This window comes from Lentzea alba (assembly GCF_011067745.1).
In the GTDB taxonomy this organism is placed as follows: domain Bacteria; phylum Actinomycetota; class Actinomycetes; order Mycobacteriales; family Pseudonocardiaceae; genus Lentzea; species Lentzea alba.
Genome location: NZ_JAAMPJ010000001.1, coordinates 1,074,210 through 1,095,057 on the forward strand (window position 1 = coordinate 1,074,210; position 20,848 = coordinate 1,095,057).

A 20,848-nucleotide genomic window follows, 5' to 3' on the forward strand; every position below is an offset into this window, starting at 1 on the left:
GTGCCTTTCGACGCGCGTGTGTTTCAGATCCTCATCGCCTCCCCCGGTGATGTGCAGGCGGAGCGGGACACGATCACCGAGGTCATCCACGAGTGGAACTACCTCAACTCCCGCGAGAAGGGGATCGTCCTGCTGCCGTTGCGATGGGAGACGCACGCGGCGCCGGAGCTGAACGAACGCCCGCAGGACGTGATCAACCGTCAGGTCGTTGATCAGTGCGACATGGCGGTCGGGGTGTTCTGGACACGCATGGGCACGCCCACGGACGTGGCGGCGAGCGGCACGGCGGAGGAGGTGCAGCGCGTTGGCGAGGCCGGGAAGCCGGTGATGCTCTACTTCTCGCGCCAGAAGGTCGATCCGGAAGATCTCGATCCCGCCGAGCTCGCACGGCTAGCCAAGTTCAAGTTGAAGACCTTCCCGCAGGGGTTGATCGAGAAGTACGCGACGCCACTGGAGTTCCGCGACAAGTTCTCCCGCCAGCTCTCGATCAAGGTGCGCGAACTCGTCGCCGGAGACAGCAGGGAGCAGTCCACCCACCACGCAGAATTGCAGCTGAGGCTCGCCGAGGGCACCTCGCTGCTGCAAGAAGACGCCCTGGTCGAGGTTGAACAGATCGTCTGCGTGGACATCGAGGACATCCCTGACTACCTGCCGACACCGCCACCGATTTCCGAACCTGTAAGCGGGGTGATCAACGTCATCGGGTTCGGCAGGCCGAACCCGGCCTACCACCGCGAAGTCGTGCAAACCTACCTGCAACGACAGGCGTACCGCGGTTTCCGTCTGGCTTTGGTGAACTCAGCAGTTCAAGGACAGCAGGACCTGTTCCTCGACCTCGTCGTGACGTCGATGACTGGTGATGCGCAGCTCGTCGCCGCTGAACCCAAGCCGAGGCGCCCCACCCGCACGACTGGAGACTTCCACGTCCCAGGGACGATCATTCATCTAGGACCTGGAAATATTCAGCTACGGCAGGAGGGCCCGGGCAATTGGCGGATGGAACTCGAAATCCCGGTAGTCCACGCCACTAGAACCGTCTTCTCCAAGAACGAGTTCTGGGTGAAGGTCGCCAAGCCGTCGACGATCACCTTGGTGTGCACCACGTACTCGCCGAACTCGGAACCGTTCACGATGCGCACCAGTCTCGAAGTCAAGGTCAACTACCGCGAGATGACCTGGCGCGAGATCGTGGCGGCTTACGAGTCCTAACCCGCCCTGGGAATGTGCAGCGGTCCCAACGCCAGCACCGCCCGGAACTCCTTCGGTGGCACCGGCCGCGAGAACAACCACCCCTGGTAAGCGTCCACGCCGACACCGCGCAGAACGTGGAACTGCGTCGCCGTCTCCACGCCCTCGGCGACGCACTTGCGTCCCATCGCCCGAGCCATGTCCACCACGGCACGGGCGACGGCGAAGTCGCTCGAATCGTTGCCCACGCCGGAAACGAACCGCCGGTCCACCTTGATGATCTGCGCCGGCAGGTCCTTCAGCCGCGCCAACGACGAGTAGCCGGTGCCGAAGTCGTCCACCGCGAACTGCACGCCACGCTGCACCAGCTCGTCCATCGACTGCCGGACGCGTGAGGGTAGATCGACGAACGCGGTCTCGACCAGCTCCAGCACCACCCGTTCCCAGGGCACGCCGGACTCCAGGATCGCGTTCGACACGATGTCGACGAACTCGGGATCGCCCGGCACCAGCCCGGCGAGGTTCACCGCCACCGACACCGGCCGGCCGTCGGGCGCGGGCCAGGTCGCGGCCTCCTTCAACGCGGTGCGCAGGACCCAGCGGTCCAGCTCGCGCATCAGGTCGCCCTGCTCGGCGACCGGCAGGAACACGTCCGGCGGCAGCAGCCCGCGGTCCGGATGCGGCCAGCGCACCAGGGCCTCGGCCGTGAGCACGGCACCGTCGACGCCGACGACCGGTTGGTAGTGCAACGCCAGGCCGTCGTGCTGCAACGCGTCCCGCAGCTGGCCTTCGAGGTGCACCTGACGGTCGGCGGAGGCGATCAACGCGGCCGAGGCCAGCGAAACCCGTCCGGCGCCGTTGCGCTTCGCCTCGAACATCGCGGCGTCGGCGAACCGCAACAGGTCGGCGCCGTTCGCCCGCGATCCGTTCGGCACGGCCGCACCGATCGAAGCGGAGACCCTGACCAGCTGCCCGTGCACCGGAACGGCCGTGCGCAACAAGGAAGCGACACGGGTGGCCAGCGCGTCCACGCCGCCCACGGCGTCGATGTCCTCGGAGATGATCACGTACTCGTCGCCGGACAGCCGGGCCGCGGTGCAGCCCTCCGGCAGGCCGCCCTCCAGCCGCCTCGCCAGCGCCACGAGCAGCTCGTCGCCGGCGTCGTGGCCGAGGGAGTCGTTGACGCGCTTGAAGTTGTCGATGTCGCAGAACAGGACCGCGACCTTGGACCGGCCGGGACCGTCGAGCACCTTGCCGAGGATCTCCTTCACCAGCGCGCGGTTCGGGAGTCCGGTCAGCTCGTCGTGGGTGGCCTGGTGCCGCAACGCCTCGGCGGCGCGGCGGCGTTCGGTGATGTCCAGGAACACGATCAGCCAGAACCGGCGGCCGTCGTCCTGCACGGACAGCGCGATGTGCAGCTCGCAGTAGACCTTTTCGCCGTCGGGGCGCACGAGGATGCGCTGCGGGATCTTCTGCGTGCGCTCGGCGGCCCACTGCAGGCCTGGCGAGGTGTCCTCGGGGTGGGTGAGCTGTTCGGCGGTGACACCGCGCAGCTGCTCCAGCTCCATGCCGAGCAGGTCGCACAACGCGTCGTTGGCGTCGACCAGGCGCTCGGCCTCGTCGAACAGGCCGATGCCGACCGGTGTGACCGAGACGAGGTCGGTGAAGCGCTGCGAGGAACGCTTCATGCGGGCTTCGGCGGCGCGCTGTTCGGTGACGTCCTGGGCGGTGCCGACGGCGAGCTGCTTGCCGTGCGGGTCGTGGACGATCATGCCGTGGCACCGGAAGATGCGCGTCGAGCCGTCGCCGCGCAACACGCGGTGCTCGAACTGCGAGGCGACCTCGTCCACCACCAGCTGGCGGCACGTGTCGTCGACCCAGCCGCGATCTTCGGGGTGCACCAGATCGAGGTACGCCTGGTAGCTGCCGGGGAGGTCCGCGGGCAGGCCGAAGAGCTCGCGCAGCATGTCCGACCACACGACGTCGCCGGTCGCCGGGTTCCACTCCCACATGCCGAGGCGGGCGGCCTGCTGCGCGTCCGCCAGTCTTCGGCGGTCCTCGCGCATCTGACGTTCGAGCGCGCGTGCCTCGGTGACGTCCTGGATGGTGCCGTGGTAGCGCTCGATCCGTCCGGACGGGTCGATCTCCGCGCGGGCGCGGCACATGTAGACGCGGTCGCCGGTCTCGCTGCGGACCTCGACCTCGACCGGCAGGTCGTCGCGGGTGTGCAGCAGCTGGTGCCGCAGCGCCTTGACGGCCTCCCGGTCGTCCGGGTGCACGCCGCTGAGCAGGTCGTCGTCCGGCGCCATGCCGAGCTCGGCGTACATCTCCATCAGCACTTCGCTGCGGTGCACCGCGCGCGTGCCGGTCTCGTAGGCCCAGCTGCCGATGCGGGCGATGCGCTGCGCTTCCAGCAGCCGCGCCCGTTCCTGCGCGAGCTCGGTGGCCGCGCGCTTGGACTCGGTGATGTCGCGGATGTAGCCGGTGATCTTGTCCAGCTGGCCGGCGTCGGTCAGGCGGGCCTCCGCGACACCGCGGATCCACCGCAGCTGGCCGTCGGGGCGCACGATCCGGTACTCGATGTCGATCGGGTCGCCGGTGATCTCGCGGCCCTGCCAGTACGTCTCGACCATGCGGTAGTCGTCGGGGTGCACGACGTCGAGAACGGCCTGCGCGCCCGGCACGACCTGGCCGCGTTCGACGCCGAGCAGTTCGTAGTGGGTGTCCGACCAGATGGTCAGGCCGGTCTCCGGGTCGAACTCCCACGAGCCCAGGTTCGCGACCCGCTGGACCTTGCGCAGCCGGCGCTGTTCGTCGCGCAAGGCGTCCGCGGCGGCGGCGAGGTCGGAGACGTCGATCAGCAGGACGGCCTGCAGGCCCGTTCCCGGGACCGGGTGGCGGGCGACGCGCACCGGCAGTTCGGTGCCGTCACCGCGGGACAACCGCAGGTCGGACGGGTTGCCGAGGAGCAGCTCACCGAGCGGGTGACCGACGAGGTCGTCGGGTCCCTGGGCACCGGCCAGCTCCACGGCGGCCGGGTTCGCCTGCATGACGACGCCCTTGACGTCCACGAGCAACGACGGCGCATCGGGCAACGTCAGCCCGTCCAACGTCACCGGAGGCTTTCCAGACGTCGCGGTGTTCGACACAGCCGTCCGTGCACGGCCGTTCACCACCGTCGCGCGTCCCACCCACTTGGGCACCGGCCCACCCTCTCCCGTATCCGCCGCCCGCGGCAATTCGGGTGGGCACGACAACGGGCACCCGAACGGCGGCAAACACGAACCCTCTCCTCGGGTGAACACCCGAGGAGAGGGACGGTAGCGCTTCAGAGCGTCATCGCCCACCCCTGCACGGGTTAACGAAAAGCCACGTTCGTGGTTCCGGTACCCGTGCACATGCGAAAGGGCTGGCGAATGAACTGCAGGTTCAGGCCCGTGATCAGGCCGTTTGATCAGGCCACGCCGTCGGCCTTCGCGGCGAGCGCCACAGCTGCGGCGACCTCGGGACCGACGCGCGGGTCCAGTGCGGACGGAACAATTCGGTCTGGACCCAAATCATCTTTCGCAACGGCCAGAATGGCATCCGCGGCGGCGAGCTTCATGCCTTCGGTGATCCGTCGCGCACCCGCGTCGAGCGCCCCGCGGAAAATGCCCGGGAACGCGAGCACGTTGTTGATCTGGTTCGGGAAGTCGCTGCGACCCGTCGCCACGATGGCGGCGTGCCGAGCGGCGACCTCCGGGTGCACCTCGGGGTCCGGGTTGGACAGTGCGAACACGATCGAGTCGTCCACCATGCTCGCGATCAGGTCCTCGGACACCTTTGACGACGAGACGCCGATGAAGACGTCCGCGCCGCGCAGAGCCACGTCGATGCCGCCGTCGAGGTTGCTGGAGTTGGTGACCGCCGCGATCTCTTCCTTGACCGGGTTGAGGCCGGCGCGGCCCGTGCGGACGATGCCGCGCGAGTCGAGCAGCGTGATGTCGCCGGCGCCGGCGGCAAGGAGGATCTTGGCGATCGCGATGCCCGCGGCGCCCGCACCGGAGATGACCACCCGCTGGTCGCCGATGTTCTTGCCGAGCACCGTGTTCGCGCCGTTGAGCGCGGCGAGCGAGACGACCGCCGTGCCGTGCTGGTCGTCGTGCATGACCGGGCAGTCGAGCGCCTCGATCAGCTTCTGCTCCAGCTCGAAGCAGCGCGGCGCGGAGACGTCCTCGAGGTTGACCGCGCCGAACGACGGACGCAGCCGGACCAGCGTCTCGACGATCTCGTCCACGTCCGTCGTGTTGAGCACGAGCGGGATGGAGTCGAGGCCGCCGAAGGTCTTGAACAGCGCGGACTTGCCCTCCATGACGGGCAGCGACGCGCTCGGGCCGATGTCACCGAGGCCGAGCACGGCGGTGCCGTCGCTGACGACGACGACCAGGCGGTGCGCCCAGGTGTACTTCGCGGCGAGCGCGGCGTCCTCCGCGATGGCCTTGCTCACTCGTGCGACACCAGGGGTGTACGCGATGGACAGCGCTTTCGGGTCAGCGAGCGAGGCGGTCGCGCCGACCTCGAGCTTCCCGCCCAGGTGCGCGTTGAAGATCTCCTCGTCCGTCAACTGCGTCGGATCGGAGTTCTCGATACGGGCTTCGTTCACTGCTGTCACGGCGTCCCTCCTGCGGTGCGGGCGGCGTAGTAGCCCCGGACATGGGCTCATCACCAAACGGCGCACCGGCCCAGCGTTGTCACGCCGGGTACACGGGGCCTTGAAACTCGGTCGACTTCGTCCACGAGTTTTCCGTCGACGAACCGCCCGAGTGCTGCGGGTGACGGAAGTGTGGCAGGGTCCCGGTCTGCTGTCTGCGGCGGGGATCACACTTTTTCCGCAGGTCAGAGGGCATGCAACAAGACGTCCGTCCGGTTTTCTGCACCGACCAGTCGGTTTATGCAGGCAGGAAGCACCCGATCGGTCAAGAAAGATTGACGCCTTAGAGTGACGGCATGCAGGCGAGTTCGCTGAAAATTGACGGCGCGTTCGAGTTCATCCCTCGGACTTTTCCCGACGACCGCGGCGTGTTCGTCTCGCCGTACCAGGAGGCAGCCTTCGTCGAGGCGGTCGGCCACCCGCTGAAGGTCGCCCAGACGAACCACAGCGTGTCCCGCGCCGGCACCATCCGCGGCATCCACTACGCGGACGTCCCGCCGTCGCAGGCGAAGTACGTCTTCTGCCCCCGCGGCTCGTTCATCGACATGATCATCGACATCCGGGTCGGCTCGCCCACGTTCGGCCAGTGGGAGGCGGTGCACGTGTCCTCCACCAAGTGCAACGCCGTCTACCTGGCCGAGGGGCTCGGCCACGCGATGATCGCGTTGGAAGACGACACGACCATGAACTACCTCTGCTCCACCGTCTACAACCCGTCCGGCGAACACGGCCTGACGCCCCTGGACCCCGCGCTGGACCTGCCGTGGCCGCGCGAGCTCGAGTTCCTGCTGTCGGAGAAGGACACGGCCGCCCCGACGCTGGCCGAGGCCTACGAAGCCGGCGTGCTGCCGCGCTACGAGGACTGCGTGGCCCTGTACGCGTCCCTCAAAGTCTGAACCGGGGCCTCGGCCATAGTCGAGCTTTGACGACTCCGAGCACCTCCGCAGGTCCGAGGTGTTCGGAGTCCGTGCTGGCGAACGGGTTGTCTCCCACCACGTGCCACCCGCCGTCCACTGGGTGGGAGGCCCGCTTGACCGACAGTTGACCCGGCCTGCTGGCCCATGTGACGAGCACGACGTCGTTGGGTTTCGGCGCCACACCCCACCTGACCAGCACGATGTCGTCGTTGCGCAGGGCCGGCACCATCGACGGCCCCTTCACGAGCACGGTGGAGAGACGCGGTCTCAACGATCACCCTTCGGTCAGCCGGAGTAGGGTCCTACCTGTCGGAGCATCCACTGTTTTTTGATTCTGGGAGGAACGATGCGACTCGTGTCGCGCATTCTCCGCCCGCGCGTCGAAGCCACCGCGCACTGCGACCTGCCCTGTGGCGTCTACGACCCGGCGCAGGCCCGCATCGAGGCCGAGTCGATCAAGGCGGTCCAGGAGAAGTACCAGGCCAACGAGGACCCGGAGTTCCGGGAGCGCGCTGTCCTGATCAAGGAGCAGCGCAGCGAGCTCGTCAAGCACCACCTGTGGGTGCTGTGGACGGACTACTTCAAGCCGCCGCACTTCGAGAAGTACCCCGAGCTGCACGACCTGTTCAACCGCGCCACCAAGGCCGCGGGTGCGGGCGGCACCAAGGGGTCGATGGACCCGGCGTCGGGTCAGGCCCTGCTGGACCTGATCGCGCAGATCGACAAGATTTTCTGGGAGACCAAGCAGGGCTGAGCCCCTCTGGTCTTTGAACGGCGCCGCTCCCCTGGGCAGGGGGCGGCGCCGTTTGTCGTTTGAGGTAACCCATCATTGGTGCTGTGCGATGTGACCTGATGCACACGCTTTGAGGGGTGGGATTCCAGGTGCCGGACTTCTTCGTGTCGTACACGGGGGCCGACAAGGCCTGGGCCGAGTGGATCGCCTGGGAACTGGAAGCGGCAGGCCACGAGGTGCTCGTACAGGCCTGGGACATGGTGCCCGGCACCAACTGGGTCGACCTGATGCATCGGGGCGTGCAGGCTTCCGAACGCACCATCGCCGTGCTGTCCGCCGCGTACCTGGACTCCGTGTACGGGACGGCCGAATGGCAGGCCGCGTGGCGGGACGATCCCACCGGTGCTGATCGCAAGCTGCTCGTGCTGCGGGTGGAGGACTGCGAACGGCCTGGGCTCCTGGCGTCGGTCGTCTCAGCGGACCTGTTCGGGCTGAACGAGGACGCGGCGCGCACCGAACTGCAGCGCGTTGTGCGGGGCGCGCTGACGGGTCGACTGAAGCCTCCTACGAGCCCCCACTTTCCGGGTCGGCCGACGAGGCCAAGCTTTCCCGGGGCACTCCCTGCTGTGTGGAACGTGCCGGGCCGCAACCCGCACTTCACCGGCCGGGTCGAGTCGCTCGACCGCATGCGCAAGGCCATGAATTCGGGCCGGACTGTCACCGTCCATTCGTTGCTCGGCATGGGCGGTGTGGGAAAGACACAACTCGCGATCGAGTACGCACACCGCTTTGCGAGCGACTTCGAGATCGTATGGTGGATCCCTGCCGAACAACCGACGTTGATCCCGGACCATCTCACTGAACTGGGGATCGCCCTCGGCTTGGACGTCGTTCCTTCCGCGAACGCGCAGGTGCTGACCACTCTCCGGGCTCGCCAACGGTGGCTGCTGGTCTTCGACAACGCGGAAGACCCCGCGGCACTGCGGCCCTATCTACCCTCAGGCCAGGGTCAGGTCGTGATCACGACGCGGCGCAGCACGTTCGGGGCTTTGGGCGCTGTGCTTGATCTCGACGTGCTCGATCGTGCCGAAAGCACCGCGCTGTTGCGACGAAGAGTTCCCGGCGCCTCCGACAAACAGGTGAACAGCCTGGCCGAACTGCTCGGCGACCTACCGCTGGCGATCGAGCAGGCCGCTGCCTACATCGAGAGCACCGGGATGTCGGTGGACGGCTATTTGCGCCTGTTCCGCCGGCGAGCAGCGGATATGATCGGTCGCGGACAGGTGATCGGCAGACAGGAAACGCTCACCACGCTGTGGAATCTGTCCCTGGCGGCGTTGAGCGAACAGAATCCCGCAGCGGTCCAGCTTCTCAACCTGATCGCGTGGATGGCGCCGGAGCCCGTGCCACTTGACCTCTTCACCAACCATCCTGAGAAGCTGCCCTCACTCTTAGCCGAGGCCGTTCAGGACGAACTCACCTGGCAGGACACCGTCGGTGAACTGGTCAACTGGTTCTTCGTCCGACGCACCAGCGACGAGATCACGATCGTCCACCGACTTCTCCAGCATTCGCTGCGAGCACGAGACCACGACTTACCTACAATTAGTGAAGTGCAAAAGCTCCTCGCGACCGACCTACCCGGTAATGACGCTCTAGGCACACCGGTGAATTGGCCACGATGGCGAGTTCTGTTGCCCCACGTTCTCGCAGTTATAGAGGTTGTGCACAAGCCTACGGGCGCCACGTCATGGCTATGTGATCGTGCGGGAACGTACCTCCATACAACCGGCCGTCCCTTGGAGGCCATCTCCCTGCACGAGCAGGCGCTGTCAATTGATGAAACCAGTCATGGCGCGGGCAGTCCCATGGTTGCCACTCGACTGAACAACGTCGCACTCGCGCTCAACGCCGTGGGCAGGACTGACGAAGCGCTGCTTCACATCAAACGGGCTCTCACGATCAACGAATCGACCCATGGCCATGACACCCCGAGGGTCGCCGAGAACCTCATCAACCTCGCCGGATTCCTCTGTGGCCAGAACCGCCACGCCGAAGCTCTGCCGTTGGCTCAACGGGCGCTCGCCATTGACGAAGCCGCTCATGGGCCAAGGCACCCCAGATTGATCACTCACCTGAACGCTATCGGCGTCGCTCACAGTGGGTTGGCCCAACTGGACGATGCTCTCGCCACACTCCAACGAGCACTCGCCATCACCGAAGCCACCTACGGCCCCAACCACCCCTATTTCGCGACCACGCTGATCAATCTCGCTGGCGCTTTCATTGATCTCAACGATCCGGGTGAGGCCGTGTCTCTGCTCGAACGAGCTCTAGCGATCGATGAAGCAGCCTACGGGTCCAAGCATCCAAATATCGCCCTCGATCTCAGGCGCCTCAGCAGTGGGCTCGAGCTAATGGGCCGTGTCGATGAAGCGCGAACCATGCGTCGGCGCGCACAAGAAATCGAGGAACAGAACGGTGCCGCCTCCTGAGCGGGAAGCGGCACCGTTCGCTTGTCGTGCAAGGACTACGCGGCGTCAGTGACCTTGCCGGTCACCTCGAACTCCACCCCGGTCGGCCGCTGCCCCTCGAACCGGAACCGCACCTGCTCCTCCCCCTCGGCAACGGTGTCGGCCAAGGTCGGCACCGGCACCTCGATCGAGGTCTGACCAGGCGGGATGACCACCCACAGGTACATCTGCGTCGAAGACAGCGGCCGCGAAGGCAGCACGTCCTCACCCGAGTTCTGGAAGAACCAGTCGGGGTCGACGTCCGTTGTGGACAGTTCCGTCCCGGCGGCCGGCGCGATCGGGAAGGCCGCGAAGAGGACGCTGGCGTCGGCGGTCTCGGACAAGGTCAGCTTCCACTTCAGAGCACCTCCCTCCACGACGCTGTCAGCCACCGGAGCGACCGAGACGGTGGGAGCCGGGTCGTCGTTGCGCACCAACAGCCCGCCGAACGCGGAGCCGACGACGGCGTTGGAGATCGCCTGCACCGTCACCGGGTGGCGGGTGTCGGCGCTCCACCTCGTGTTGCCGGTGAACGAGACCGGCACCTCGACACGGTGCTCGCCGGGCTTCAGCGTCACGAGCTTGGTCGCCGGCTGGTTGTCCGGGGTGTTGTAGAAGAGCCGGAACACGCGGGTGCCGGTGCCGGACGCCGAGACGACGATGTTGTGCGTCTGGGTACCGGAGTCGCCCTCGTCCACCGCGATCGTGGTGGCGTCCACGCGGCCGAGGCGCGCCGGCACGACCGGGACGAGGCCCTTGTTCCAGCCGTAGGCGTCGATCAGCCACGCCGTACCGGAAGCGGACTCGGGCACCAGCTCCAGCGACGTGACACGGCCGACGCCGGAAGGCAACCCAATGCGGACTTCCTGTGCCCACAGGGAACTCGTGCGATCAGTGCCGGGCAGCCCCGCCACGGAAACCGATCCCAAAGAACGCTTCTGTCCACTTTGGTCAGTCACTGAAACGGCGAACCGAGAAGCGGACGCGTTCGGCGGGACGGCCAGGCGGAGGGCAAGAGCGCGCGAACCGTGCAACGACACGGGCGAAGAAGGCTGGACCACAGCCGCCTGTCCCGCGGCCGACCACTGCAGGGCAATCGAGAGGCGTTCGGGCTGTGAGGTGCCAAAACGGAAGGCGACGAAGTGCGGTGAACGCGAGCCGCCGCACGTGACCGCCGGGGCGTTCGAGGTTTGCTGGCACACCCGAGCGCTGCCGGAGGCAACCGTGGAAGCGTCCGGCACCACGAAAGGCTTGCGGGCGCCCCCGATCGCGTGCGAGAGGACGCGGGCCGGGTCGGCGGACGGGGCGCGGACACCCGTGCCGTCGAGCAGGGGCAGCAGCGAGGTGTCGCGGGACAGGAACAGGCCTGCGGACGCCGCCACGTAGGTCGCGCCGGCGGCTTGCTGCTGGTCGGCGGTCAACCGAGTCGCGGTGCCGGGCGTGCACAACGGGTCCGGGGTCTGGCCCGGCCAGAAGTCGTCGAACGCCGGCGCTTCGGCCTGGCCTGGCGTCCACTCGCTGTTGAAGTAGTTGTGGTTGGCGCCGACCATGTACAGGGCGCTGTGCAACGCCTCGCCACGGCTCAGGCCGCGGGTCTGGTCCACGAACATCTGGCCCTGCAAGTCGGACACGTCGCCGTCGCAACCGGGCAGGAACGTCACCGAAGGCACGTCCGGCGCTGGGTTGTGGCCGAAGATCGTGGGGCCGATCAGCACGGTGCCGCGGATGTTCCAGCGCACCTGGCCGGTGAAGCCGGTGTCACCCGGTGGCGGGGTGAGGCTGTCGGTGGCGGCGCGGTTGACGCCCTCACCGCCGCGGGAGTGGCCCACCAGCAACACCTTCGACATGTCGGCGGGTGCGGATCGAACGATCGGCGGCACCGAGCCGCGGCCGGCGGACCAGTCCGCCCACAAGGCCAGGTGGTGGCGCACCAACGAAGAACGTCCCTGCGCGCCCAGGTCGCTGGTCTGGTTGTCCTGGGCGTTGATGCCGTTGGCCGAGATCGACACCGTCACGTATCCCTGCGACGCCAGCAGTTCCTGCGTCTTCAGGTAACCGCGGTGACTCGGCACGGCGGTCAGACCGTCGGGACACGGCCAGTTTAGGGTGATCTGGTTCGGGTTCGTCTTGTTGTAGCAAGTGAAGTGCCTGCCGTGCAGGAACAGCACCAGCGGCCGCTTGCCGGGAGCACCCTTGGGCGCGACGACGACGGCTTCCATCTCGATCGGCGCCGCGTACTCGGGCAGCTTGATCGAGTCGAGTTCGTACTCACCGGAACTGGTGCCGTACGGGCCGGGCTTTCCGGGATCGACCTCCGCCGACGGCTGCAACTCGGGCAGCACGGGAGCGGTCAGCGAAGCCACCGAAGGTTCGGTGACGTCCAGCCGCCTGCCCGCCGAACGCACCTGCAGTGCGGCGGGGTCTCTCAAATCGGCTCTCAACGTGAAGGTGCGCAGGTTCGTGGACTCCTGGGCCCGGCCCAGGAACTTGTCGCCCTCCCAGAACTCGACACCCGCGTCCAGCAACGGCATCGGCGCGGGAGCGGTCCACCGGATCACGTCTCCGGCGACGGCCCAGCCCGGAACCGACGGCGGTTCCGGCGCGGCCGACGCGGGCAGTGCGGGTATTACCGCGGCCAGCAGAACAGGTAGTAACAGCGCGACTGTGCGACGCATGTGTGGTCCCCCTCACAACAGATGGAGCCACTCCGTTCTAGCGACGCCGCACAGCACTCGGGGCACCATTGCGCCGGAATCTGCCAATCAAAACGACAACCCGCCCGAGGTATTACGCCGTTCAGCCCAACAACCGGGGGAACACACGTGGAACAGGCAAGAGGTCTCGTCGCGACGGACGCGGGAATGCAGGTGCTGTGGCACCGCAAGCCGTTCAGCCACGTCGTCGACTACGACAGCTGGGACGAGGAACTGCTTGAAGACGCGGGCATCATGCGCCACATCGAGATCGGCTCGATGGTCCCGCTCAGCACCGGCATGGACGGCGCCTGGGAGTTCGTCGTGCGGTGGGGCGACGAAGCGGCGCTCACCGAGACCGAACAGCGGCACGTCGTCGTCAGCTCCGAGCCGTACCTGCTGGTGAGCGAGACCGACGTGCGGGTGGGCGGAATCGAGCACATCACCGGAAACGCCGAGGACGACGAAGGTTTCGCGGTGCCGTTGCCACCGGGGCGGTGGAGCGTGACCACGCACATGATCGACGCAGACGCCTCAGGCGAGCAGCTGGACTTCGTGGTGCTGATCAAGCCCGGCACCGCGGGCGAGCGCTACCGGACCTCGGAGCAGCCGTTCGAACGGCGCTAGCTCACTCGATTCTCGGGTCGGCGTCGCGCTCGTTCTGGCGCAACTTGTTCCACGTCGAGGTCAGTTCCGTCCGGATGCGCGCGACGCGAACCCCGAAGGCCTCGCGGATCTCGTGTGGGTCGACCTCGTCGGGGGCGCCGTGGTCAGGGTGCTCGGCGGTCATGGCGAGCGGGGTACCTCGAACGTGGACTCCCCCAAACGTGGTGCCCGTCACCTCCTAGGATCGAACAGGTGAGCACCCACCTCTACCTGCTGCGCCACGGCCAGACCGAGTGGTCCGAGAGCGGCAGGCACACGGGACGCACTGACATCGAGCTGACGCCCGAGGGCGAGCAGCAGGCACGCCGGGCGGGCGCCACGCTCGCCCGGCTGAGGGGAACGGACCAGGCGCCGGCGCTCGTGCTGACGAGTCCGCGGCAGCGTGCCACCAGAACGGCCGCGCTGGCCGGGCTGGAGGTCAACGCGACGACCGAGGAGCTCGCCGAGTGGGACTACGGCGACTACGAGGGCATCACCACGCCGCAGATTCGCGAGCGCGTGCCGGGATGGACGGTGTGGACGCACCCGATGCCGGGCGGCGAGACGCACGCGGAGGTGCAGGAGCGGGCCCGCGCGGTGCTCGCCGACGTGCGCAAGATCCTGCCCGGCGGCGACGTGGTGCTGGTGGGCCACGGGCACTTCAGTCGCGTGCTGATCGCGGCGTGGCTGGGCCTGGCACCCGACCAGGGTGTCCACTTCGGACTGGACCCGGCGGGCATCTGCCAGCTGGGCGACGAGCGGGGCGACCCGCAGGTGCGCAGGCTCAACGTGCCTGCTTGGGAGATCTGATGATCCGACGGGTAGAACCGCGTGACGTCGACGCGGTCGTGAAGCTGGTGCACGAGCTCGCCCTGTACGAACGGGCGCCTGAGGAGTGTCACCTCACCTCCGAGCAGTTGCACACCGCGCTGTTCGACGACAACCCCGCGCTGTTCGGCCATGTGGCCGAAGTGGACGGTCAGGTCGTCGGGATCGCGTTGTGGTTCCTCAACTTCTCGACGTGGGACGGCGTGCACGGCATCTACCTGGAGGACCTCTACGTCACGCCGGCGCAACGCGGCAGCGGCATCGGCAGGAAACTTCTGGAAACACTCGCCCAGGAGTGCGTCGCCAAGGGTTACACGAGGCTCCAGTGGTCGGTCCTCAACTGGAACGAGCCCAGCATCGGTTTCTACAAGAAACTCGGTGCCGTCCCAATGGACGAGTGGACGGTGATGCGAGTGGCCGATGAAGCGCTGCAAAAGCTGGCTTCTTCACTCTGAAGGTTGACGGAAGGTCTCGAAAAGCTCACGAAACGGGAATTCCACACAGGACCGGTCCACGGTCCTGGCAGCGTCCCCGCTCGCCGATCCCCCGGCACAAAAAGTAAGCGTGGAAAGAAGGAACGACCGTGGGCACTGACCCGACCACCGAGATCGACCCGTCCGCCGCCGCAGGCATCGGCATCGTCGGCACGATCATCTACCTGGCGTTCATCGTCTTCGCCGTCGTCGTGATGTGGAAGACCTTCACGAAGGCCGGTCAGCCGGGCTGGGCGGCGATCATCCCGATCTACAACATCTACGTGTGGCTGAAGGTCGCGGGCCGTCCCGGCTGGTGGCTGATCCTGATGCTGATCCCGTTCGTCAACATCATCATGGCGCTGATCGTCTCGATGGACATCTCGAAGTCCTTCGGCAAGGACTCCGTCTTCGGCGTCGTCGGCCTGTGGCTGTTCAGCATCATCGGCTACGCGATCCTCGCGTTCGGTGGCGCGCAGTACCGCGGCCCGGCCGCGCTCGCGGGCCCGCAGGGCGCCTACCAGGGCTGAGCCGCACCACTCTGACAGGCCGGGCCACGAAGTCACCCCTGTACTTCAGGCCCGGCCTTCACTAAGGTCAGAAATGAAATCGTTTTCAGTGCGTTTCAGACGCCGGGCTGCCGCCGCCCTCGACGCAGGACGAGGAAGGACCTCTCAACGATGAGGCGTCGACTGACCGGCGCGTTCGTCGCACTAGCGGTGGTCGTGGCACCGGTGGGCGTGGCGAAGGCGGCCAGCTTCAACGTCAAGGACTACGGCGCGAAGGGCGACGGCAAGGCGATCGACTCGGTCGCCATCGACAAGGCCATCGCGGCGGCGAGCGCGGCCGGCAACGGGATCGTCGAAATCCCGCCGGGCACGTACCTGTCCCGCTCGATCCACCTCAAGAGCAACGTCACCATCAACGTCCAGCAGGGCGCGCGGATCGTGGCGTCCGGCAGCGGCATCGACGCGCCGGAGTCCAACCCGAACTCGAAGTACCAGGACTTCGGGCACAGCCACTTCCGCAACGCGCTGCTGTGGGGCGAGAACGTCGAGAACGTCAACTTCACCGGCAAGGGCGTCATCGACGGCGCCAACAAGCTGGAGACCGGTGAGAACATCCCGGCCGGCAAGGGCGACAAGATGCTGTCGCTCAAGTTCTGCAAGAACGTCAACATCACCGACGTGACGTTCCGGGAGGCCGGTCACTTCGCGATCATCGTCAACGGCTGCAACGGGATGAAGCTCGACCGCATCACCGTCGACAGCCCCGACGACCGCGACGGCATCAACTTCATCAACAGCTCCAACGTCGAGCTGTCGAACTCCACGATCGTCGCGAGCGACGACGCGGTGGCGTTCAAGAGCGACTACGCCACCGGCAAGACGTTCCTGAGCGAGAACAACGTCGTCCGCGACTCCACCATCGGGTCGACGGAGAACAACGCGATCCAGTTCGGCTCGGAGACCTGCGGCAGCTTCAAGAACATCCAGTTCCGCAACCTCAAGGTCACCGGCGCCTCCAAGGCGGGGCTGGGCATGGTGTCCATGGACGGCGCGGTGATCGAGGACGTCGTCTACGACAACATCCAGCTCACCAAGACCGCCTCGCCGATCTTCATCCACATCGGCAAGCGCGGCCGCTGCCCGAACAACCCGCCGGCGGGCAAGATCCGCAACATCACGTATCGGAACATCACCGGCACCAACCTGACCGCGCCGCGCGACATCCCCGGCGACCCGGAGTACGCGTCGACCATCTCCGGCCGGTCGGACTCGAAGATCACGGGCCTGACCTTCGACAACGTGAAACTCACGGTTCCCGGCAACCACAAGGAATCCGACGCCTCGAAGAGCCCGCCGGAGGTCTCCGGCGAGTACCCGCCGCGCATCTTCGGCGTGCGGCCGGCGTTCGGGTTCTGGATCCGCAACGCGACCGACGTGAAGTTCATCGACAGCACGATCGAGTTCGACAAGAACGACGGACGGCCCGCGTTCACCACCGACAGCGTGCAGAACATCTCGCTCAACGGCGTGAAGGTGGAACGCAGCACTGGCGCGAACGACCTGCTGTGGCGCAAGAGCACCGGAACGTCGGTCACGAACAGCACGACGACGACCGGCCAGACACTGCGAGCAAAAACGAACTAGATGACGCCGACCGCGCCATAGGTCGACGCGTCGGCCAGCGCCGAGGTACCCGGCAGCTCGCCGTCCGCCCGCCAGTGGGCGGCGAGCACCAGTCCGGGTTCGAGCAGCTTGAGCCCGCAGACGAAGTCCTCGACGTCCTGCTTGGACCGCGGCACGAGCGCGGACCCCATCTCGCTCGAGAGATTGAGCAGCTGGTCCACCAGACCAGGCTCGACGTCCTTCGTGAGGTGCGTCAACGCCAGAACGCTGCCTTCGCACAACGCGGCGCGATAGCGCGCAACGACACCCGCGGGCTCGTCGGAGACGTACGGGAGGATGCCGACCATCAGCACGGCGGTCGGTTTGGTGAAGTCGATCAGACGGCGCGTTTCCGGGTCTCGTAAGACGGCTCCGACGTCGCACACGTCGGACTGCACGATGGCGGCGTTGAGGTTGTCGCGCAGCATCGTGCGGGCGTGAGCGACGGTCACCGGGTCGTGGTCGACGTAGACGACGTTGCACGACGGGTCGATGGACTGGGCCACCTCGTGCACGTTGCCCGCGGTCGGGATGCCGCTACCGAGGTCGAGGAACTGGCGGATGCCCATTTCCTCCGCGCACAGCCGCACCACGCGCCGGGAGAAAGACCTGATCGTGCGGGCCATTTCGGCGACCGGGAAGTGCTTGATGCTCTCCTCGGCGACCGCGCGGTCGACCGCGAAGTTGTGTGCCCCGCCGAGGTAGTAGTCGAACAGGCGAGCCACATTTGGGCGTTCGGAATCGCCGTTGGTGGTCACCCGCTTCGGGCCGTCCTGCACTGCGCACCTCACCCTGCTCCCCGAGCGCGCGAACGCTGGAGGCACGGTAACCGGCTACTCCGTTCGTGTCCATCCACCATTAGTGAACACGCAGGGTGACGCCCGCAGATGGCACGCGGGGCGCTTTCGCACTGTCACACAGTACGAAAGGGCCCCGCGTGCGGTCAGATCAGACGCCGGCGTTGGTGGTGATCCAGGAGCGGTAGGTGGCGATGCGGGTGTAGTTGGAGCGCGTTGCGCGGTCCGAGGTGGACGCGACGCCGACCTGACGACCGGCCGCGAACATCGGGCCGCCCGAGTCACCACCGGCGGCGATGCCGTCGATGCGCTGGACGGAGATCGCACGACCACCGCGGTAGTCCGAACCGTTGGGGTTCGTGACGCTGGTGTTCGCGACCTTCAGGTAGCGCGACTGGCAGTTGATCTCCGGCTGGTTGGTGCAGGTGGCGCCCCAGCCGTAGAGCTGCACGGTCTGGCCCCTGGTCACGCCGTCGGAGCTGCCGGCGAGCGGGGAGAACGGCGCCGTCATCGTCGTGCCGACCTGGACGAGCGCCAGGTCTGCCGACGGGTGCTTGATGATCCGGGTACCGGTCACCAGCTGGCCGCCGGAGGTCTGGTCCAGGCTGCCCGCGCGGAACGTGTACGTGCCGTTGCCCGACACGCAGTGCTCGGCGGTCAGGATCCACCGAGGGGCGATCTTCGTGGCGGAGCAGTTCTCCCGGCCGTTGAAGAACAGCCGGGCGGCGTACGGGAAGTTCGACGCGTAGCCGCCGCCGATGATCATCGGCGACATGTTCGGGTCCTCGGGCGCTGCCGAAGCCGTCACGGGAGCGAGGGAGAGCGCCGCCAGGAGGGCGCCCGCGATCGCGGTCAGAACACGCATGGTTGGTCACCTCGTGAGTGCAGGGAGTGGTTAAGCAACCACGCACAGCTTCACTCGGTCGTGTGACCGTGACCACCCTCCGTTAGTCGGCTTTGTCACCTTCGTTCACATCGCTCAGGCCCAACGCCCACTGGCGGCCATCACGGGTGAACAGGAAGACGAGCACGACAACGCAGTAGATGCCGCCCAGCGAACCGAGCAGCTGCTGCTCCGACGGTCCGTACGCGTACCAGGCGCAGCCGAGCAACAGCAGCTGCGTGACGATCACGGGCGTGCGCGCACCGTGCTCACCGCGGAACAACAGGACCGACGCGAGGATCGCGCCGCCGAACCAGATCACCAGCACACCGGCGGCGCCGAGGATCGGGCCCGCGGGGGTCGCCCCGCCGATCACCCGGACGGCGAGCGCGACGGCCAGCCCGACACCGCCCAGACCCTGCAGAAAGGTGAGCACGGCGGCGACGCGCACCGAGCGCGGTGGCGCCGGGGTCCCAGTAGTCACAGGAGACCTTTCCTCACGTTCTGTACCTGGTCACGGATCGTAGGCCACCCGGTTGGAGGGCTCTCTCGGCACGCTCGGCGCGGGAAGATCAAGGGGCCTTCAGCGAGCCGGCGGTCGTCCGGGGTGCACTCGTCTGCGAGGCGCACGCGGTGCTGACGGAAGGGAGATTTGCGCCACTTTCGTGAGGCTGGAGCCACCCTGAGGGAGGACATGCGCGCCGCTGACGGTCACGCACTGTCTTACCCTCAAGTAGTGCGCGCTCTTCTCGTGGTGAACCCGCAGGCGACTACAACAACGCCGGCGGGCCGTGACGTGTTGGCGCACGCGCTCGCCAGCGACGTGCAGCTGGAGATCATCCAGACCTCCTACCGCGGCCACGCGGCCGACGCCGCGAGCAAGGCCGCCGAGGACGGGTTCGACCTGGTCATCGCCCACGGCGGCGACGGCACGGTGAACGAGGTCGTGAACGGCATCCTGCGCGGCGGCCCCCGCCCCAACAAGCCGATGCTCGGCGTCGTGCCCGGCGGTTCGGCGAACGTCTTCGCGGGCGCGCTCGGCATCCCGCGCGACCCGGTCGAGGCCACCCACGTGCTGCTGCAGTCCATCGAGCACGGCACCAAGCGCCGGATCGGGCTCGGTCAGGTCTTCTCGGACGTCGTCGAGGGCGGCAAGGGCCGCTGGTTCACGTTCAACGCGGGCATGGGCCTGGACGCCGACGTCGTCGCCGGCGTGGAGAAGAAGCGCGCCAAGGGCCGCAACGCGAGCCCCGCTCTCTATCTGAGCGTCGCGCTCGGGGCTTATGCGCAGAACGTGCGCAAGCCGCAGCACTTCACGGTCGAGGTTCCGGGCGAGGCGCCGTTCAACGACGTCGGCATGGTGTTCGTGTCGAACACCGACCCGTGGACGTACTTCGGCGACCGGGCCATCCAGCTCAACCCCAGCACGTCGTTCGACGGCGGCCTCGGCCTGAGTGCCCTGAAGACGCTGCGGGTGCCCACGGTCGGGCGGTACATCGCCCAGGTCCTGGCGACGGGCAATCCCAAGGGCGGGAATCTCGTTCGGCGTGATGACGTGGGTTATGTCAGAGTGAAGTGCGAGGAGCCCGCCAACCTCCAGGTCGACGGAGATTTCCTCGGCATGACGACTGCGGTGGAGTTCCGGGCAGTCCCCGACTCGTTGACTGTTGCCGTATAAGCAACTTGACAGTCCGTGATCGGTTCGTGACTGTCTCGGTACTCACCCGGGATGTACTGCAGTCGAGTGACAGCAGAGCGTTAAACCCCAGGTGAACGCTGTCGATCTTTTGGGTGAGTTCACTCACCGGGTCAGTGCTAACCCCTTGACATCCCAGCCGTTCGTGAAAGCATTCACAAGCACCCCAAAACGACCGCTGACAACCGGCGTGCCCTTGTGCGCGCCTACTGCTGAGGAGTAGTTCCAATGGACTGGCGCCACCGCGCGATCTGCCGCGACGAGGACCCCGAGCTGTTCTTCCCCGTTGGGAACAGTGGTCCCGCGCTGCTTCAGATCGCCGAGGCGAAGACCGTCTGCCGCCGCTGCCCCGTCGTCTCCGACTGCCTCGCGTGGGCGCTCGAGAGCGGCCAGGACGCCGGCGTCTGGGGCGGGATGAGCGAAGACGAGCGCCGCGCACTCAAGCGCCGCAACGCCCGCACGCGGGCCCGCAGCAACGCCTGACCAGGCAGTTAGCCGCGAACAACACATAAAGAAGAAGCCCGACACCGTGCCAGGTGTCGGGCTTCTTCGTTTGTTTGCACACCCTCCCGCATGACCACGTGAGACCGCTGAGGCTGATCGTCACGTGTGCACGGCGTT

General features: G+C 67.0%; 19 protein-coding genes. 11 read left to right on the forward strand and 8 right to left on the reverse strand.

All coding sequences use genetic code 11. The features are described 5' to 3' along the window. Complete coding sequence (locus tag G7043_RS04980) at positions 1 to 1,209, forward strand: DUF4062 domain-containing protein (protein WP_166044303.1); 1,209 nt, start codon at positions 1 to 3, stop codon at positions 1,207 to 1,209. On the opposite strand, the gene G7043_RS04985 is transcribed toward G7043_RS04980, so the two are convergent. Both G7043_RS04985 and G7043_RS04990 read right to left on the reverse strand, forming a co-directional pair. Further along, positions 1,206 to 4,391, reverse strand: coding sequence for a bifunctional diguanylate cyclase/phosphodiesterase (locus G7043_RS04985; protein WP_313887701.1), 3,186 nt, complete (start codon positions 4,389 to 4,391; stop codon positions 1,206 to 1,208). The genes G7043_RS04980 and G7043_RS04985 overlap by 4 nt on opposite strands. 251 nt (positions 4,392 to 4,642) lie before the next feature. Beyond that, a complete protein-coding gene (locus G7043_RS04990) occupies positions 4,643 to 5,839 on the reverse strand; it encodes an NAD(P)-dependent malic enzyme (RefSeq protein WP_313887702.1) in 1,197 nt (398 codons plus the stop codon). Positions 5,840 to 6,174: 335 nt separating this feature from the next. Here G7043_RS04990 and G7043_RS04995 point away from each other — a divergent pair, with 335 nt between their 5' ends. Further along, the gene (locus tag G7043_RS04995; RefSeq protein ID WP_166044305.1) at positions 6,175 to 6,774 is read left to right on the forward strand and encodes a dTDP-4-dehydrorhamnose 3,5-epimerase family protein; all 600 of its coding nucleotides are present in this window, start codon (positions 6,175 to 6,177) and stop codon (positions 6,772 to 6,774) included. On the opposite strand, the gene G7043_RS05000 is transcribed toward G7043_RS04995, so the two are convergent. Further along, positions 6,764 to 7,066, reverse strand: coding sequence for a S24 family peptidase (locus tag G7043_RS05000; RefSeq protein ID WP_278185675.1), 303 nt, complete (start codon positions 7,064 to 7,066; stop codon positions 6,764 to 6,766). The genes G7043_RS04995 and G7043_RS05000 overlap by 11 nt on opposite strands. A gap of 75 nt (positions 7,067 to 7,141) precedes the next feature. Here G7043_RS05000 and sodN point away from each other — a divergent pair, with 75 nt between their 5' ends. Both sodN and fxsT read left to right on the forward strand, forming a co-directional pair. Then, positions 7,142 to 7,549, forward strand: coding sequence for a superoxide dismutase, Ni (gene sodN / locus G7043_RS05005; RefSeq protein ID WP_045312164.1), 408 nt, complete (start codon positions 7,142 to 7,144; stop codon positions 7,547 to 7,549). A 116-nt stretch (positions 7,550 to 7,665) separates the two neighbouring features. Continuing rightward, positions 7,666 to 10,023: an FxSxx-COOH system tetratricopeptide repeat protein gene (fxsT, locus tag G7043_RS49780; RefSeq protein ID WP_166044307.1), complete on the forward strand. Its 2,358-nt coding sequence runs from the start codon at positions 7,666 to 7,668 to the stop codon at positions 10,021 to 10,023. Between the two features lie 35 nt (positions 10,024 to 10,058). Here fxsT and G7043_RS05015 read toward each other — a convergent pair whose 3' ends face one another. Further along, positions 10,059 to 12,716, reverse strand: a complete 2,658-nt coding sequence (locus G7043_RS05015; RefSeq protein WP_166044309.1) for a hypothetical protein — start codon at positions 12,714 to 12,716, stop codon at positions 10,059 to 10,061. 147 nt (positions 12,717 to 12,863) lie between these two features. Between G7043_RS05015 and G7043_RS05020 the strand changes: the two genes are divergently transcribed. Continuing rightward, positions 12,864 to 13,361 (forward strand): hypothetical protein, encoded by a 498-nt coding sequence (locus G7043_RS05020; protein ID WP_166044311.1) that lies wholly within the window; start codon positions 12,864 to 12,866, stop codon positions 13,359 to 13,361. A gap of 1 nt (position 13,362) precedes the next feature. On the opposite strand, the gene G7043_RS05025 is transcribed toward G7043_RS05020, so the two are convergent. Next, positions 13,363 to 13,524, reverse strand: coding sequence for a hypothetical protein (locus G7043_RS05025; RefSeq protein WP_166044313.1), 162 nt, complete (start codon positions 13,522 to 13,524; stop codon positions 13,363 to 13,365). A gap of 68 nt (positions 13,525 to 13,592) precedes the next feature. On the opposite strand from G7043_RS05025, the gene G7043_RS05030 reads away from it, so the two are divergent. The 4 genes from G7043_RS05030 to G7043_RS05045 all read left to right on the forward strand — a co-directional run bounded on the left by G7043_RS05030 (position 13,593) and on the right by G7043_RS05045 (position 16,833). After that, a complete protein-coding gene (locus tag G7043_RS05030; RefSeq protein WP_166044315.1) occupies positions 13,593 to 14,189 on the forward strand; it encodes a histidine phosphatase family protein in 597 nt (198 codons plus the stop codon). Beyond that, positions 14,189 to 14,662 (forward strand): GNAT family N-acetyltransferase, encoded by a 474-nt coding sequence (locus tag G7043_RS05035; RefSeq protein ID WP_166044317.1) that lies wholly within the window; start codon positions 14,189 to 14,191, stop codon positions 14,660 to 14,662. Before G7043_RS05030 ends, G7043_RS05035 begins: the two co-directional genes overlap by 1 nt. A 128-nt stretch (positions 14,663 to 14,790) precedes the next feature. Further along, positions 14,791 to 15,210 carry a DUF5684 domain-containing protein gene (locus G7043_RS05040; RefSeq protein ID WP_207310556.1) on the forward strand — a complete coding sequence of 140 codons (420 nt, stop codon included), beginning with the start codon at positions 14,791 to 14,793 and terminating at the stop codon, positions 15,208 to 15,210. 150 nt (positions 15,211 to 15,360) lie between these two features. After that, complete coding sequence (locus G7043_RS05045) at positions 15,361 to 16,833, forward strand: glycoside hydrolase family 28 protein (RefSeq protein ID WP_166044319.1); 1,473 nt, start codon at positions 15,361 to 15,363, stop codon at positions 16,831 to 16,833. Here G7043_RS05045 and G7043_RS05050 read toward each other — a convergent pair. The 3 genes from G7043_RS05050 to G7043_RS05060 all read right to left on the reverse strand — a co-directional run bounded on the left by G7043_RS05050 (position 16,830) and on the right by G7043_RS05060 (position 19,015). Beyond that, on the reverse strand, positions 16,830 to 17,642 hold the full coding sequence (locus G7043_RS05050; protein WP_166044321.1) for an SAM-dependent methyltransferase: 813 nt from the start codon (positions 17,640 to 17,642) through the stop codon (positions 16,830 to 16,832). The genes G7043_RS05045 and G7043_RS05050 overlap by 4 nt on opposite strands. Before the next feature lie 157 nt (positions 17,643 to 17,799). After that, positions 17,800 to 18,513: a S1 family peptidase gene (locus tag G7043_RS05055; protein WP_166044323.1), complete on the reverse strand. Its 714-nt coding sequence runs from the start codon at positions 18,511 to 18,513 to the stop codon at positions 17,800 to 17,802. Positions 18,514 to 18,595: 82 nt separating this feature from the next. Continuing rightward, the gene (locus tag G7043_RS05060) at positions 18,596 to 19,015 is read right to left on the reverse strand and encodes a hypothetical protein (protein WP_166044325.1); all 420 of its coding nucleotides are present in this window, start codon (positions 19,013 to 19,015) and stop codon (positions 18,596 to 18,598) included. Between the two features lie 252 nt (positions 19,016 to 19,267). On the opposite strand from G7043_RS05060, the gene G7043_RS05065 reads away from it, so the two are divergent. After that, positions 19,268 to 20,209 carry a diacylglycerol/lipid kinase family protein gene (locus G7043_RS05065; RefSeq protein ID WP_166044327.1) on the forward strand — a complete coding sequence of 314 codons (942 nt, stop codon included), beginning with the start codon at positions 19,268 to 19,270 and terminating at the stop codon, positions 20,207 to 20,209. A 246-nt stretch (positions 20,210 to 20,455) separates the two neighbouring features. Beyond that, complete coding sequence (locus G7043_RS05070; RefSeq protein WP_015104912.1) at positions 20,456 to 20,710, forward strand: WhiB family transcriptional regulator; 255 nt, start codon at positions 20,456 to 20,458, stop codon at positions 20,708 to 20,710. The last annotated feature ends 138 nt before the right edge of the window (positions 20,711 to 20,848 follow it).